The 14,471-nt window shown below is 70.0% G+C and carries 14 protein-coding genes and 1 pseudogene; 1 reads left to right on the top strand and 14 read right to left on the bottom strand.

Translation table 11 applies throughout. The annotated features are described in order from the left end of the window. Window positions 1-389 precede the first annotated feature (389 nt). Both smpB and dapA read right to left on the bottom strand, forming a co-directional pair. Window positions 390-863, bottom strand: a complete 474-nt coding sequence (smpB, locus tag MFF54_RS20305; protein WP_238305201.1) for an SsrA-binding protein SmpB — start codon at window positions 861-863, stop codon at window positions 390-392. A 13-nt stretch (window positions 864-876) separates the two neighbouring features. Further along, window positions 877-1,773: a 4-hydroxy-tetrahydrodipicolinate synthase gene (gene dapA / locus MFF54_RS20300; protein WP_238305194.1), complete on the bottom strand. Its 897-nt coding sequence runs from the start codon at window positions 1,771-1,773 to the stop codon at window positions 877-879. A gap of 196 nt (window positions 1,774-1,969) precedes the next feature. On the opposite strand from dapA, the gene MFF54_RS20295 reads away from it, so the two are divergent. Continuing rightward, a complete protein-coding gene (locus tag MFF54_RS20295; protein ID WP_238305193.1) occupies window positions 1,970-4,282 on the top strand; it encodes a lytic transglycosylase domain-containing protein in 2,313 nt (770 codons plus the stop codon). A 106-nt stretch (window positions 4,283-4,388) separates the two neighbouring features. On the opposite strand, the gene MFF54_RS20290 is transcribed toward MFF54_RS20295, so the two are convergent. From MFF54_RS20290 to MFF54_RS20235, 12 genes and pseudogenes are all read right to left on the bottom strand, one after another. Continuing rightward, on the bottom strand, window positions 4,389-5,117 hold the full coding sequence (locus MFF54_RS20290; RefSeq protein WP_238305191.1) for a hypothetical protein: 729 nt from the start codon (window positions 5,115-5,117) through the stop codon (window positions 4,389-4,391). A gap of 81 nt (window positions 5,118-5,198) precedes the next feature. After that, window positions 5,199-6,203 (bottom strand): nickel/cobalt transporter, encoded by a 1,005-nt coding sequence (locus tag MFF54_RS20285; RefSeq protein WP_238305189.1) that lies wholly within the window; start codon window positions 6,201-6,203, stop codon window positions 5,199-5,201. Beyond that, a complete protein-coding gene (locus tag MFF54_RS20280; protein ID WP_238305183.1) occupies window positions 6,194-6,862 on the bottom strand; it encodes a DUF1007 family protein in 669 nt (222 codons plus the stop codon). Before MFF54_RS20280 ends, MFF54_RS20285 begins: the two co-directional genes overlap by 10 nt. Window positions 6,863-7,086: 224 nt before the next feature. After that, window positions 7,087-7,815, bottom strand: a complete 729-nt coding sequence (locus MFF54_RS20275) for an amino acid ABC transporter ATP-binding protein (RefSeq protein ID WP_238305210.1) — start codon at window positions 7,813-7,815, stop codon at window positions 7,087-7,089. Between the two features lie 154 nt (window positions 7,816-7,969). Then, window positions 7,970-8,662: an amino acid ABC transporter permease gene (locus MFF54_RS20270; protein ID WP_238305181.1), complete on the bottom strand. Its 693-nt coding sequence runs from the start codon at window positions 8,660-8,662 to the stop codon at window positions 7,970-7,972. Continuing rightward, window positions 8,662-9,384, bottom strand: a complete 723-nt coding sequence (locus tag MFF54_RS20265) for an amino acid ABC transporter permease (protein ID WP_238305179.1) — start codon at window positions 9,382-9,384, stop codon at window positions 8,662-8,664. Before MFF54_RS20265 ends, MFF54_RS20270 begins: the two co-directional genes overlap by 1 nt. A 167-nt stretch (window positions 9,385-9,551) precedes the next feature. After that, on the bottom strand, window positions 9,552-10,475 hold the full coding sequence (locus MFF54_RS20260; protein ID WP_238305177.1) for an amino acid ABC transporter substrate-binding protein: 924 nt from the start codon (window positions 10,473-10,475) through the stop codon (window positions 9,552-9,554). Window positions 10,476-10,916: 441 nt separating this feature from the next. Next, entirely contained in the window at window positions 10,917-12,038 is a 1,122-nt protein-coding gene (locus MFF54_RS20255; protein ID WP_238305174.1) for a branched-chain amino acid ABC transporter substrate-binding protein, read from the bottom strand. A gap of 105 nt (window positions 12,039-12,143) precedes the next feature. Next, window positions 12,144-12,524 carry a DUF6867 family protein gene (locus tag MFF54_RS20250; RefSeq protein ID WP_238305172.1) on the bottom strand — a complete coding sequence of 127 codons (381 nt, stop codon included), beginning with the start codon at window positions 12,522-12,524 and terminating at the stop codon, window positions 12,144-12,146. Continuing rightward, a complete protein-coding gene (locus MFF54_RS20245) occupies window positions 12,521-13,318 on the bottom strand; it encodes an ABC transporter ATP-binding protein (RefSeq protein ID WP_238305170.1) in 798 nt (265 codons plus the stop codon). The genes MFF54_RS20250 and MFF54_RS20245 overlap by 4 nt, the downstream gene beginning before the upstream one ends. Further along, a complete protein-coding gene (locus MFF54_RS20240; protein ID WP_238305208.1) occupies window positions 13,315-14,133 on the bottom strand; it encodes an ABC transporter ATP-binding protein in 819 nt (272 codons plus the stop codon). The genes MFF54_RS20245 and MFF54_RS20240 overlap by 4 nt, the downstream gene beginning before the upstream one ends. 87 nt (window positions 14,134-14,220) lie before the next feature. Next, a pseudogene (locus MFF54_RS20235) lies at window positions 14,221-14,471 on the bottom strand (branched-chain amino acid ABC transporter permease); the annotation flags it as partial.

The raw sequence follows: 14,471 nt of genomic DNA, 5'->3' as shown, positions 1-14,471 counted from the left end.
CGGCGCGCGGGCCGGCCGCTCACCCGGGTCGCGGCCGGCCCGCGCGCCGGTCGATCGCGGCCCGCGCGCCAATCCGGGCCTGGAGAGCCGCTACGGCATCCGGCAGGGGGGCGAACAGGCGGACGGGGAGTAGGCGGGCGGGACGAAGCGCGGTTCCGGAGGCAGCCCGACTCTTTTCAAGCCCCCAGGGGCCTGATCCTCTGCGCAGGCATTCCGGGGCGCCGCGGGCGAGCCCGGAATGCAAAGACACCCCAGTTGCAGATCCCGACCCTTCGGCGGCCGTGGATCCCAGGCCCCGCTTCGCGGCCCCGGGATGACGGGTGGAAGCGGCTATCGGCATAGACCAGCCCGCTCCCTCCGCCGATGAGAGAGCCAAGCCCGGCGGTGCCTCAGCCCTTGTCCCGCATCAGCCGCGCCTTGTCGCGCTGCCAGTCGCGCTCCTTCACGGACTCGCGCTTGTCGTGGGCCTGCTTGCCCTTGCCCAGTCCCAGCTCGACCTTCGCGCGGCCGCTCTCGTTGAAGTAGATCTTCAGCGGAACCACCGTGTAGCCCTGGCGCTGGGTGGCGCCGAGCAGCTTGTCGATCTGGCGACGGTGCAGCAGCAGGCGCCGCGGGCGCTTGGTGTCGTGGTTGAAGCGGTTCGCTTCCAAGTATTCGGGGATGTAGGCGTTGAACAGCATCAGGTCGCTGCCGGAGGGGCCCGCATAGGCCTCCCCGATCGTCGCCTTGCCGTTGCGCAGGGATTTCACCTCGGTGCCGGTCAGCGAGATGCCGGCCTCGAGCGTGTCCTCGATCGCGTAGTGGTAGCGCGCGGAGCGGTTGTCCGCGACCACGCGCCGTTTCGGGTCGGGCTTAGGGGCCATCGGCGTCCTTGTCTCAGCCCTCGATCAGACCGGCATGGCGCAGAGCCGCGTCGACGATCCGGCGCGTGCCCTCGGAAACGGGGACGAGGGGCAGGCGCACCGCCTCGTCCATCAGGCCGAGCCGCGCCAGCGCGTACTTCACCGGGGAGGGATTGGACTCCACGAACAGTGCGGTCTGGAGCGGGAAGAGCCGGTCCTGGATCTGGAGCGCGCGGGCGAAGTCGCCGGACAGCGAGGCCTCCTGCAGGTCGGCGCAGAGGCGGGGCGCGACGTTGGCCACCACCGAGATGCAGCCGTGACCGCCCTGCGCGTTGTAGCCGAGCGCCGTCGCATCTTCGCCCGAAAGCTGGATGAAGCTCTCGCCCATCGCCTGCCGCTGGGCGCTCACCCGGTCGATCTTGGCCGTGGCGTCCTTCACGCCGGCGATGTTCTTGAGCTCGAAGAGGCGCGCCATGGTCTCGACGCTCATGTCGATCACCGAGCGCGGCGGGATGTTGTAGATGATGATCGGGATGCCGACCGCGTCGTTGACCGCCTTGAAGTGGGCGTAGAGGCCGTCTTGGGTCGGCTTGTTGTAGTAGGGCGTCACGACCAGCACGGCGTCGGCGCCGGCCCGCTCGGCGTGCCGGGCCCGCGCCACGGCCTCGGCCGTCGAGTTCGAGCCCGCGCCCGCGATCACCGGCACCCGGCCCTTCGCCTCGTCGATGCAGGCCTCGACCACCCGGTCGTGCTCGGCATGCGTCAGGGTCGGGCTCTCGCCGGTGGTGCCGGTGGGCACCAGGGCGTGGGTGCCCTGCTCGATCTGCCAGGCCACGAACGTGCGGAAGGCCGCCTCGTCGAAGGCCCCCTCGCGGAAGGGGGTGACCAGGGCGGTCATCGAGCCCCGGAGGCGGCGCGCTGTCTCGGTCATCGTCTCGTGTCCCGGACGGCCCTGCCGTCCCTCCCGTGCGGCGTCGCGACCGCGGCGCCGGCCGGCAGACATAGGGCTTCCGCAATCGTCGCGCAAACACCCGCCGGACCACGGTTAAGCACGTGTTAACGAGCTTGGCCGGAACCTGTGGCATGACGACTCCCACAAGCTTGAGTGGAGGGGAGTAATCCGACCCATGAGCCGCTCCTTGGCGTCCCCCGTGTCCCTCGCGCGCACGACCGCCGCGCTCTTCGGCCTCGCCCTGACGGGCGGCGTCGCCCTCGGGGCGCCGCCGGATTTACGCGGCACCGACACGCCGGCTACCTCGCAGCCGACCCCGCCCGCGAGCGACGCTTCGGCGTCCTCGGCCGTGCTGACGGACGCCAAGGCCGTCGATCCTGCCGCGGCGGACGCGCTGAAGATCGAGCCGCCGAGCGCCGAGGACGAGAGCGGCAAGCCCGCGCAGAAACTGCCGGCCGGGACCACCGCATACGCCTCCGCCGATCCCGACGCCCCGGTCGTCTTCCCGCTCCCCGACGCGGGCGTCTCGCCGCCCGCGCCCCTGCCCGAGGTGCCGGACCCGGCCGCTGCCACGAAAGCCGACGGCATCGATGTCACCCTGCTCAGGCAGGCGATCGAGTTCTACCGCAAGGGCAAGGTGGCGGACGGCGACCGCCTGCGCGACCAGTTCGAGGATCCGGCCGCGAAGGCGCTGCTCGAATGGATCGCGATCCGGGCGGGCGCCGGAATCGGCTTCGACCGCACCGTCGCCTTCACGCGGCAGAATCCCGATTGGCCGGCCGGCCCGCTGCTGCGCCGCCGGGCCGAGGAGGCCCTGCTCTCCGAGCGCAAGAGCCCGGCCACCGTGCGGGCCTTCTTCGGCGCCGCGCGCCCGGCGAGCGCGCCCGGCAAGTTCGCCCTGGCGCTGGCCTTCCGGACGGACGGGCTGGAGGCGGACGCCGCCGATCTCGTGCGCGACCTCTGGCGCTCCGAGACCTTCGGGAAGAGCCTGGAGGGCCGGGTGCTCGACGCCTTCCCGGGCGTCCTCACCCGGGTCGATCACCGCTACCGCATGGAGCGGGCGCTCCTGAAGGAGGATTGGGAGAGCGCGGGCCGTGCCGCCGCCTACGCGGGCGGCTCATATGCCAGCCTCGTGCGGGCCCGCCGCGCGGTCGAGGACAAGAGTTCGGGCGCGGCCGCGGCGCTCGCCGCCGTGCCGCCGTCCCTGCGCAACGACGCCTCCTACATCCTCTCGAAGGCCCAGTACTACCGGCGCGCCGACAAGCCGGCGGAGGCCGCCGCGGTGCTGGCCATGGCACCGGCCAATCCCGACGTGCTGGTGGACGGCGACGAGTGGTGGGTGGAGCGCCGCATCGTCGCCCGCAAGCTCCTCGATCTCGGCGACGCGAAGACCGCCTACGCGGTAGCGGGCGGCCACGCGGCCCGCACGCCCGAGAAGCGCATCGAGGCCGAGTTCCACGCGGGCTGGATCGCGCTGCGCTTCGCGGCCGACCCGGCCTCCGCCGCCCAGCACTTCGCGGAGGCCGCGAAGGCCGCCGAGACGCCGATCTCGCTCGCGCGGGCCGCCTACTGGCAGGGCCGGGCCGCGGAGGCGCTCGGCCAGGCGGAAACCGCCAAGGACTTCTACGCGAAGGCCGCCCAGCAGCCGATCGCCTATTACGGGCAGCTCGCCCGGGCGAAGCTCGGCCAGACGCGGCTGGCGCTGCGCGCGCCCGCCGACCTCGGCGGCGCCGCCCGCAACGCCTTCGATGATCGGCTCAGCGTGCGCGCGCTGAAGCTTCTGGGGGCCGCCTCCCTGAAGGAGCTGGCGCTGCCGCTCTACATCGACACGGCCCAGCGCCTCACGGACCCGGCCGAGCTGCAGGCGCTCGGCGATCTCGCGGTCGAGATGAAGGATGCTCGCGCGCTCGTCGCGATCGGCAAGCTCGCCGTGCAGCGCGGCCTGCCGCTCGACGCCCACGCCTACCCGGTCATCGGCATCCCGACGTACGAGACCTATACGGCGGTGCCGCAGGTGGAGCGCGCCATGGTCTTCGCGATCGCGCGGCAGGAGAGCCAGTTCGATCCGCGTGCCCAGTCCGGCGTCGGCGCCCGCGGGCTGATGCAGATGATGCCGGCCACCGCCCAGCGCACGGCCCGCCGCGTCTCGGCCGCCTACGACCAGGACCGCCTGACCAGCGACCCCACCTACAACGCGCGCCTCGGGCAAGCCCATCTGGGCGAGCTGATGGAGGATTGGCGCGGATCCTACGTGCTCGCTTTCGCTGCCTACAACGCGGGCGGCGGCAACGTGAAGAAGTGGATCGACGCCTACGGCGACCCACGCCGCGGCGAGGTGGACGTGGTCGACTGGGTGGAGCGCATCCCCTTCACCGAGACGCGCAACTACGTGCAGCGGGTGATGGAGAACCTGCAGGTCTACCGCACGCGCCTCGACGGCAAGAGCGCGTTGCTGATCGACGGGGACCTCAAGCGCGGGGCGCGGTAGGCTCGCTCGAGAGACCGGAACCGTTAATCGGTGCTGTTCCGGTCGCTCGCCTCTCTCCGTGAGGCGGTGCGGCGAGCGAGGTGCTCGGCAGCGATTTTACGATCGCTCACACCCTCACCAGACCCCGCGCCGCCTCCATCCGCTGCCCGGCGAGCGTGAGGTCGATGTCCGGTGCCTGACGGCCGATCCTGAGCGCCCCGTCGAGGATGGCGCAGGCCTCGGTCCACGTGGCCGGAATGAAGGGCGCGGCGCCCTCCGCCACCTCGGCAGCGCAGCGTGGGTCCATACCGGCCCGCACCGCGGCCATGGCGGTGCGCGCCACCGCGGCGGCGCGGGCGCCCTCGACCCAGCGACGCGCCTCGGCCGCGCTCTGCGCCCGCAAACCACCGGCCCACTCGGCCGCCCGCGCCGCCTCCAGAGCCTCCGGAAGCGCGGCCGCCCCCGCGCAGCGCGCCGCGACCGCGTCGAGCCCGGCCAGCGCGCAGAGCGGCGCGAGGACGCGCCGGACGCTCTCACGGGCGAGATGCGCGGTCCGCTCGGCCTCGATCTCCAGACGGTCTGCCGAGCCCGAGAGCCGCAGCACGAACGCCATCAGGCGCGGGCGCTCGGCGTCGGGCATCGCGTCGTTGAGGCCGAGGGCGTAGGCGGCCAGCGGCTGCGAGAAGCAGGGCGGGCAGTCGGCGCTGGAGCGGATCGCCCGGTAGGGCAGGCCAGCGGCGACGATCGCCGCCTCGTTGATGCAGGTGCCGCCGTCCGGCCCCGGAAACGGGTGCGAGCCGGCGAGCAGCCGCCAGTTCAGGATGTGATCGAAGCCGCGCAGATCGAATCCGGCCATGCTCGCCCCGGCATCTCGGGACCCGCCGCGGCGGGACATGGGCGAAACGTGCCACGCCGAGAGAGGTTTGGCGAGTGCGGCTCAGGCGCCGCCCGCGCCGCGGGCGAGTCCGGCCAGCATCGCGAGGCCGAGCACCAGCACGAACGCGGCGGCCAGGAGTTCGAGCCCGCCGACCGCGAGCGCGCCGGCCCGGCCGCGACCGCCAGCGAGGCGCAGCGCCGCGCCCTTGGCGAAGACCGCGAGGCTCGCGAGCGCGCTCGTGGTGAGGGCGGTGCCGAGCGCCATGGCGAGCACCGCCAGGATGCCGGCGCCGAGCATGCTCTGCGACAGGGCGAAGACGAGGAGCAGCACCGCGCCCGCGCAGGGGCGCGAGCCCGCGGCCAGGATCACGCCCGTCCGCGCGCGCCAGCTCTCCCCGTCGCGGGGCGGGGCAACACCGTGGGCGCAGTCCGGGCCGCAGCCCAACGCGCCGGAGCCGGCGAGGCGCCAGCTGAGAGCACCGCTCTTGCGCCAAGTGAGGGCGAGCCCGAGGAAGGCCACCATCGCGAAGCTCGCCGTCTCGATCAGGGTGCCGGCCCGCGACATCGCGGCCGCCGTTGCACCGAGGATCAGGCTGCCGATGCCGACGATCGCGATGGCCACCAGGGCCTGCAGGAAGGCCGCCGCGAAGCTCAAAGCGCAGCCGCGCCGCAGCGCCCGCTCGCCCGCCACGATGTAGCCGGCGATGACCGCCTTGCCGTGGCCGGGGCCCGCCGCGTGGAAGACCCCGTAGGCGAAGCCGATGCCGACGAGCGGCCCCCAATCGCCGCCGGCCTTCAGGGCCGACAGGGCGGCCTGGAGGCTTCGGGAGAAGCTCGACTGCACGGCGAGCAGCCAGCCGCCGAGGCCGGTGGCGCTCGGGGTGGCCTCCCGGAAGCCGATGCCGAAGGGGGAGCGCGGCGGCGGCGCGGCGATGGTTGGCGCGACCAGCCAGGCGAGCGCGGCCACGAGTAGCCCGGCCAGGGCAACCGCGCCCGCGGCGAGCGTCAGGCGCAGAGCGAGCCGCCCCCGCGGCGCAGCCTCGGGGAGCGCGACGCCTACGGACACGCGACGAGCACCCGCTGGGCGTATTGCAGGCCGTAGTTCGAGGCGGCGGTGAGCGCCTCGAAGAAGGCCTCGGTCATGCCGGGTTTGCCCGCTTCCGCGGTCTTGGCCTCGGGCGCCTTGGGCCGGGTGACGGTCGCGGCACAGCCGGCCGGTGCGCCAGCGAGCTTGGCCGCGTCGGCGCCCTCCGCGAGGCCGAAAGAGACGAAGTAGGTCGGGTCGTAGACCTCGAGCGCGACGACGCCGCGGCCCTGCGCGGCGGGCGTCTTCAGAGGCAGCAGGAAGCTCATGACGAGGGTGTCGCCCTCCATCGCCATGCGGGGCTCGGCGGGCTCGGCGAAGCCCTGCTCCTTGCCGCCGACCTTGAGCTTGGTGAAGTACCCGAACTCGGCCAGCCCCTTGGTGTTCTCGGCCGCCAGATCGGCGAGCTCGTCCGGGGTCAGCTTGCCGTCGGCGTTCTTGTCGAGTCCCTGGGTCACGAAGGCCGAGTAGGCCGGATCGAAGCTCCAGCTGTGGCGGATGCCGGTGACCTGGCCCGAGGCGTAGTCGATCTCGGCCTTTGCCGTCACCCAGACATGCGGGTGAGCTCTCGCGGGCATGGCGGCGAGGGCAAGAAGCGCGGCGAGCGCGAGCGGGCGGAGGACGGGCGCGGCATTCGGCATCGGGTCGGACGCTCGCGGGCTCTGGTGAAGGATCGGTTAACGTCGATGCGCGCTCTCTGGGGCGAAAGCGAGGCGTGCCGATCCGTCAGCCCGGGATCCCGAAGGGCCTAAGGCCCTTCGCTGGGGCTTTCAGGGAGGAGACCCGAAATGGCGATGCGAACCCAGGACTCCGTGTTGGACCCGCGAGAGGCCTCGGGCCTCTCGATACCGTGACGGCGCGCCCTTCAGTGCTGAAGGATCTTCGACAGGAAGGTCTGGGCGCGCTCCGAGCGAGGCTTGCCGAAGAAGTCGTCCTTGTGGGCGTCCTCGACGATCTCGCCGCGGTCCATGAAGATCACCCGGTCGGCCACCTTCCGGGCGAATCCCATCTCGTGGGTCACGACCATCATGGTCATGCCTTCCTTGGCGAGCTCGACCATCACGTCCAGCACCTCGCCAACCATCTCAGGGTCGAGGGCTGAGGTCGGCTCGTCGAAGAGCATCACCACCGGGTTCATGGCGAGCGCCCGCGCGATCGCCACGCGCTGCTGCTGGCCACCCGAGAGCTGGCCCGGGAACTTGTGGGCGTGGGCGGAGAGGCCGACGCGGGCGAGCAGGTCGAGGCCGCGCTTCTTGGCGTCGTCCCCGCCACGGCCCAGCACCTTGCGCTGCGCGATTGTCAGGTTGTCGGTGATGGAGAGGTGCGGGAACAGCTCGAAGTGCTGGAAGACCATGCCCACGCGCGAGCGGAGCTTGGGCAGGTTGGTGGACTTGTCCATCACCTTCGTGCCCGCCACCGTGATCTGACCCTTCTGGAAGGGCTCCAGGGCGTTCACGGTCTTGATCAGCGTCGACTTGCCCGAGCCGGAGGGGCCACAGACCACCACCACCTCGCCCTTGGCGACGCTGGTGGTGCAGTTCGTCAGCACCTGGAAGTCGCCGTACCATTTGCTGACGTTGTCGATGGCGATCATCGTCTCGCCGGTGCGGGCACCGGGCGCGACGAGGTTGCCCTGCTGCAGGCCGGCATCGGCAGGGGCCTGGCCGGCGGGGGCTGCGGGAGTTCCGGCGGTCGGGGCCGGCATCGGCGTGGAGGTCATGGGCGATCCCCTGAGACGGCGCTGACGGTCAGCGGATGATGGCGACGCGGGCCTGCAGGCGCCGCACCAAGAACGAGGCTGTGAGGCAGACCGCGAAGTAGACCACGGCTGCAAAGAGATACATCTCCACGAGACGGCCGTCGCGCTGGGCGACCTTCGAGGCGGCGCCAAGGAAATCGGTCAGCGAGAGCACGTAGACGAGCGAGGTGTCCTGGAAGAGCACGATCGTCTGCGTGAGGAGCAGCGGCAGCATGTTGCGGAAAGCCTGCGGCAGAACGACGTTCTGCATCGACTGCCAGTAGTTCATACCGAGCGCCGAGGCGGCCGCCGTCTGTCCCTTCGGGATCGACTGAATGCCCGCGCGCATGATCTCGGAGAAGTAGGCCGCCTCGAACAGCGTGAAGGTGATCAGCGCCGACGGGAAGGCGCCGACCTGAATCGGGGTCGAGGAGCCTGTCACGTAGGCGCCAATGTAGGGGACGAGGAAGTAGAACCAGAAAATCACGAGCACGAGCGGAAGCGAGCGCATCAGCTCGACGTAGACCTTGGCCGCGTGCGTCAGGCCGGGCACGCCGGAGAGGCGGGCCATCGCGATCAGCGTGCCGAGCACGATGCCCATGCCCGCCGCCATGGCCGTCAGCGAAACCGTGAAGACCATCCCCTGCCCGAACAGGTAGGGCAGCGACGACGTGATGACGCTGAAATCGAAGTTCGAGAGCATCAGCGCTGTCCCGGAATCGCCACGGAGCGCTCGAGGAACGAGGCCGCCGTGATCACGACAAGGTTGATGAGGACGTAGAGGATCGTGGCGGCCGTGAAGGCCTCGAACACCTGAAAGGAGAATTCCTGCATCGAGCGGGCGCGAGCGGTGAGTTCCAGCAGGCCGATGGTGAGCGCGACCGATGTGTTCTTGAGATTGTTCAGGAACTCGGAGGTCAGCGGCGGCAGGATGATGCGGTAGGCGTTAGGCAGGAGCACGTAGCGGTAGGTCTGCGCCACCGTGAAGCCCATTGCGGTGCCGGCCATGCGCTGACCGCGGGGAAGCGCCTGGATGCCGGCGCGGACCTGCTCGGCGACGCGTGAGGCGGTGAAGAAGCCGAGGCACACCACACCGGTATAGAAAGGCGCGTTCGGAAGCTGCTTCAGCCAGTTGCCCCAGGCCTGCGGCAGCACCTCAGGCAGGACGAAGTACCAGAGGAACATCTGCACGAGCAGCGGGATATTCCGGAAAAGCTCGACATAGGCGGTGCCGACGGCGTTGGCCGCCTTGTTCGGCAGGGTGCGAAGCACACCGATGATCGAGCCGAGGCAGAAGGCGATCACCCAGGAGCAGAGCGCGGTCGCGATCGTCCAGAGGAGGCCCGAGAGCAGCATGTCGGCGTAGGTGCCGGCGCCTTCGGGCGAGGGCTCAAGGAAGATGCCCCAGTTCCAGTTGTAATTCATCGCTCTACAGGCTTCGCCGCAAAGTGGCCGGGCTGGGGCCGGGAAGGTCGAGGCTCAATCGAGCAGGTCCGGAGCACGTCCGCTCACGGAAACCTCGGTTCGCCCCGCGTTCTGCACAGGAAACTCGCGCGGGAGGAGCCCGCGCGAGGATCTTCAGCCAGGTCGCCTCAGTAGGCGGCCGGATCCGGGCTGTCGCTCGGGGTCTTGAACTGCTTCTCCATCGCCTCGGTCATCGGGAGCTTCAGATTGATGTCGCGCGGCGGGATCGGCTTGGTGAACCACTTGTCGTAGAGCGCCTTGCCCTCGGGGCTGGTGTAGAGCGCCTTGGTGGCGGCGTCCGCGACCGCCTTGAAGGGCGCGTCGTCCTTGCGCAGCATGATGCCGTAGGGCTCGGGCTTCGAGAGCGCCTCGGTCGAGATCGCGTAGGCGTCGGGCGTCTTCGAGGAGGCGGCCAGCGAGGCGAGCAGCACGTCGTCCATCACGAAGGCGACGGCGCGGCCGGTCTCGACCATCAGGAAGGCCTCGGCGTGGTCCTTGGCCGGCAGGATGGTCAGGCCGAGCTTGCGCTCGGTGTTGGCCTCGTTGATCTGCCGGATGTTGGTGGTGCCTGAGGTCGAGACGACGGTCTTGCCCTTCAGGTCCTCGATCGTCTTGAGGTTCGCGTCCTTCTTGGCGACGTAGCGGGTTGCCGTCAGGAAGTGCGAGTTGGTGAAGCCGACCTGTTTCTGCCGGTCGGCGTTGTTCGTCGTCGAGCCGCACTCGAGGTCGATCGTGCCGTTGGCGATCAGCGGGATGCGGGTCGCGGAGGTCACGGGATTGAGCTTCACCTCCATCTTGTCGAGCTTGAGGTGCGCCTTCACCGCGTCGGCGATCTTGTAGCAGATGTCCATCGCGTAGCCGACCGGCTTCTGGTCGGCGCCGAGATACGAGAACGGAACGGAGGAATCGCGGTAGCCGATGGTGATGGCGCCGGTATCCTTCACCTTCTTGAGGGTTCCGGTCAGCTCCTCGGCGCCGGCCGGCGCCGCGAGCAGAGAGGCGCCGAGGGCGAGGCCGAGCGCCAGTCCGCGACGGTCGAAACGAACCTGCATTGAAACGAAACTCCTGATCATGCCGAGCGGGCGTCGGCCCACGTTGCGGGCGCGCTCGGCCTGCCGATGCGCCTTCGCAATGATGGTGCCGATTTGTGTGACGGGAAACGCGCCGGAGGGCCCGGCGCGGCGGTGGCACACGGGAAAACGCGGCCTTTCCGTTGGGCCGACACGGTGCCTGGAGAAGTTCGGCCGCTCCGGCCGGCGTCGGATCTGCTCAAGATTTCCACCCTGATCGTCCGCTCGCAGCGTTCAGACCGGTCTTTTCGCCCGTGTCCCGTGCATGTTGCACATTCTATGGGCGGGCGCATCGGGATTTCGCTGCCACCCGAGCAACGTTCCCGAGGCATTGTAGGGGTTCGGGCCGAAACCATACAAAAAGGCCGCTTCGGATCACCGAAGCGGCCCACGCGAAGCTCGTCGCGCCGAGAGGTAGAGGTCTTACTGCGTGACCTCGTTGCCTGCGTAGTCGACCACGCCCTTGTCGTTCTTCTTCCAGGTGTACATCACGTAGTCGGGCTTGGTGATGTCGCCCTTCTTGTCGAAGGAGATCGGGCCGAGGACCGTCTGGAACGGCTTGCCCTCGCGCATGTAGGCCGCGACCTTCTTCGAATCGGCCGAGCCCGCCCCCTCGACGGCCTGCTTATAGATCTGCACGGCGGCGTAGGCGTAGAGCGTGTAGGCCTCCGGGTCGATGCCCTTGGCCTTGAACCCCGCGACCACGTCCTTCGCATTCGGATTCTTGCGGGCGTCCGGGGGGAAGGTGGTGAGCGTACCCTCGGCGCCCGGCCCCGCAATGGCGACGAGTTCCTTGTCCACCATGCCGTCGCCGCCCATCAGCGGCGCCTTCAGGCCCTGGTCGCGCATCTGGCGAATGATCAGGCCCGCCTCGGTGTAGTAGCCGCCGAAATAGACGACGTCGACGCCGTTCTGCTTCAGCTTCGAGACCAGCGCCGAGTAGTCCTTCTCACCCGGATTGATGCCCTCGTAGAGCGCTTCCTTGCCGCCCTTGGCCTTGAAGGCCTTCAGGGTCTCGTCGGCGAGCCCCTTCCCGTAGGGGGTCTTGTCGTGGATGATCGCGACCTTCTTGCCCTTGAAGTGCTGGATCAGGTAGTCGCCCGCGACCGCGCCCTGCTGGTCGTCACGGCCGCAGGTGCGGAAGGTGTTCCAGAGGCCGCGCTCGGTGAACTTCACGTTGGTGGAGGCCGGCGTGACCTCGACGATGCCGGCATCGGCGTAGACGTCGGAGGCCGGGATCGAGACGCCCGAGTTGAAGTGGCCGACCACGAACTTCACCCCGTCCGAGGCAAATTTGTTGGCGACCGATACGCCCTGCTTCGGGTCGGAGGCGTCGTCGCCGACGGAGAGTTCGAGCTTCTGCCCTTTGATGCCGCCGGCCTTGTTGATGTCCTCCACCGCCTGGGCGGTGCCGTTCTTGAGCTGCGCCCCGAAGGCGGCGCTGTTGCCGGTGATCGGCGCGCCGACAGCGATCTTGAGCTGCGCCTGCGCCGAGCCGGCAGTCAGGAGGCCGAGCGCGAGGCCCGCCAGAAGTGTTGCTCTCATCCCGGTCATCTCCCTCACGTCACACGCGACCGCACCGGTCCCGGTGCGGCGTGCCTCATGCGTCGGGCTTGGCCTGGGCGCTGAGCCCCGACCCGCCCGCGCGGATCATGACCGCCCCGATGCCGCCCCGGAAGGGCGCTCGCGCCAAGTGAGCGGCGAGGTCCGCTCGTAGAGCCAGCGGTACTGCGTCGTCATCTGGCGCGTGCGGGTGTAGCGGTAGCCGGCCGCGCCAATCAGCATCACCACGGCGGCGTCGACAAGGTAGTACTGCGCCGACACCAATGTCCCGCCGAACAGCGCGAAATGGATGAAGCGGACCGCCGCCGCCACGAGGAGCAGCGCCAGAGCGGCGTAGGGGAACGGCCGCCACGCCCGGGCGATCGCGCGGGCCGCCATCCAGCCGGCCCAGCCGCCCATCACCACCGTGACGAGCAGGAAGAGCCAGATCGACTCCTCCTCGTAGAAGATACCCTGGAGCGCGCTCACGCCGTGGTGGCGGCGCCGTGGCCGCCCTCCAGATAGGCGGCCTTCACGGCCGGGTCGTCGAGGAGTTGGCGCCCCGTGCCGCTCATCGTGACGCGGCCATTGACCAGCACGTAGCCGCGATGCGCGAGCTTCAGGGCGTGGTAGGCGTTCTGCTCGACGAGGAAGATCGTCATCCCGTCCTGCCGGTTGAGGTCGCGGATCGCGTCGAAGATGCCCCTCACCACTAGGGGCGCGAGGCCGAGCGAGGGCTCGTCGAGGAGAAGGAGTTCGGGCCGGCTCATCAGGGCGCGACCGATCGCCAGCATCTGCTGCTCGCCACCCGACATGGTCCCGGCCCGCTGCTGCAGGCGCTCCTTCAGGCGCGGGAAGAGGACGCAGACTCGCTCCAGATCCTGCGCGAAGTAGCGTCCACCATGAAGGCTGGCGCCCATCTGCAGGTTCTCGAACACGCTCATGCGCGGGAAGACGCGCCGTCCTTCGGGAGACTGTGCGAGGCCGAGCCGGGCGATCTGGTGAGTCGGCAGCCGGGTGATGTCCTGGCCCGCGTAGCGGATGACCCCCGAGCGCGCCCGGGGCGCGCCGAAGATCGTCATCATCAGGGTCGACTTGCCGGCCCCGTTGGCGCCGATCAAGGTGACGATCTCGCCCTTGCCTACCGAGAGATCGACGCCCTTCAGCGCGGCGACGCTGCCGTAATAGGTGGAGACGTTCTCGACCGCGAGGAGCGGCTGCCCGGCCTGCGCCTGACGTGCCCGGGTCTCCTCGACCAGGACGTTGATGCCGGCGACGCTCACTGACCGGCTCCCGGATGCGCGATGCCCACCTCGGCCTCGACCGCCTCGACCTCCTCGTCCTCGACGCCGAGATAGGCGGCGATCACCCGGGGATCGGCCCGCACCGCGTCCGGCGTGCCGTCGGCGATCTTCACGCCGTAATCGAGCACTACGACGTGGTCGGAGATCTGCATCACCACCGACATGTCGTGCTCGATCAGCAGCACCGAGGTGGCGTGCCGGTCGCGGATCAGGCGGAGCAGGTCGTTGAGCTCGGCGCTCTCGCGCGGGTTGAGGCCGGCCGCCGGCTCGTCGAGGCAGAGCAGGACCGGGTCGGTGCACATGGCCCGGGCGATCTCGAGGCGACGCTGCGCCCCGTAGGGCAGCGCGCCGGCCGGCTCGTCGGCCCGGGCCAGGAGGTCGATCCGGGCGAGCCAGTCCTTGGCCTTCTCGATCGCGGCGCGCTCGGCCGCCCGGTACGACGGTAGGCCGAGCAGGCCGCCGATCGTGAAGCCGGAGGCGCGCATCAGCGGGTTGTGCTGGGCGACCAGCAGGTTCTCCAGCACGGTCATGCCGGGAAACAGGCGGATGTTCTGGAAGGTGCGGGCGACGCGGGCCGTGCGGTTCACCGCGAAGTTCGGCAAGCGCTCCAGCAGGTGGACCGTGCCGTCCGGCTGCGCCAGTCGGAGCATCCCCTCGGTCGGCTTGTAGAAGCCGGTGATGCAGTTGAACACCGTGGTCTTGCCGGCCCCGTTCGGGCCGATCAGCGCGGTGATCTCGCCCGTGCGCGCCTCGAACGAGAGGTCGTTGACCGCGGTCGGTCCGCCGAACCGCATGGTGAGGTGGGCGACCGAGAGCACCGCGTCGGCGGACGCCTCGATCCGGGCGCCGGTCTTCGGGGGACTCGAGACGAGCGCGCTCATCTAACCGTGCCCCTCGCTGACATGGGCCCCCGAGATGCCGCGGGCACGTCCCAGCGAGACCGAGGGCTGCCGCTCGGAGATCAGGCCGCGGGGGCGCCAGACCATCATGGTCACCATGGCGAGGCCGAAGAGGAGCAGGCGGTACTCGTTCGGGTCGAAGCCCTCGCCGAAGACGGCGCTGAGGAATCCGAGATTGCGCAGGAGCTCGGGCCCACCCACCATCGCCGCCGTCGCGATGGTGGGTGGGCCCG

The sequence above is a fragment of the Methylobacterium gregans genome, assembly GCF_022179245.1.
In the GTDB taxonomy this organism is placed as follows: domain Bacteria; phylum Pseudomonadota; class Alphaproteobacteria; order Rhizobiales; family Beijerinckiaceae; genus Methylobacterium; species Methylobacterium gregans.
The sequence above is the reverse complement of the archived record's forward strand: the minus strand, read 5'-3'. Positions and strand labels throughout refer to the sequence as shown.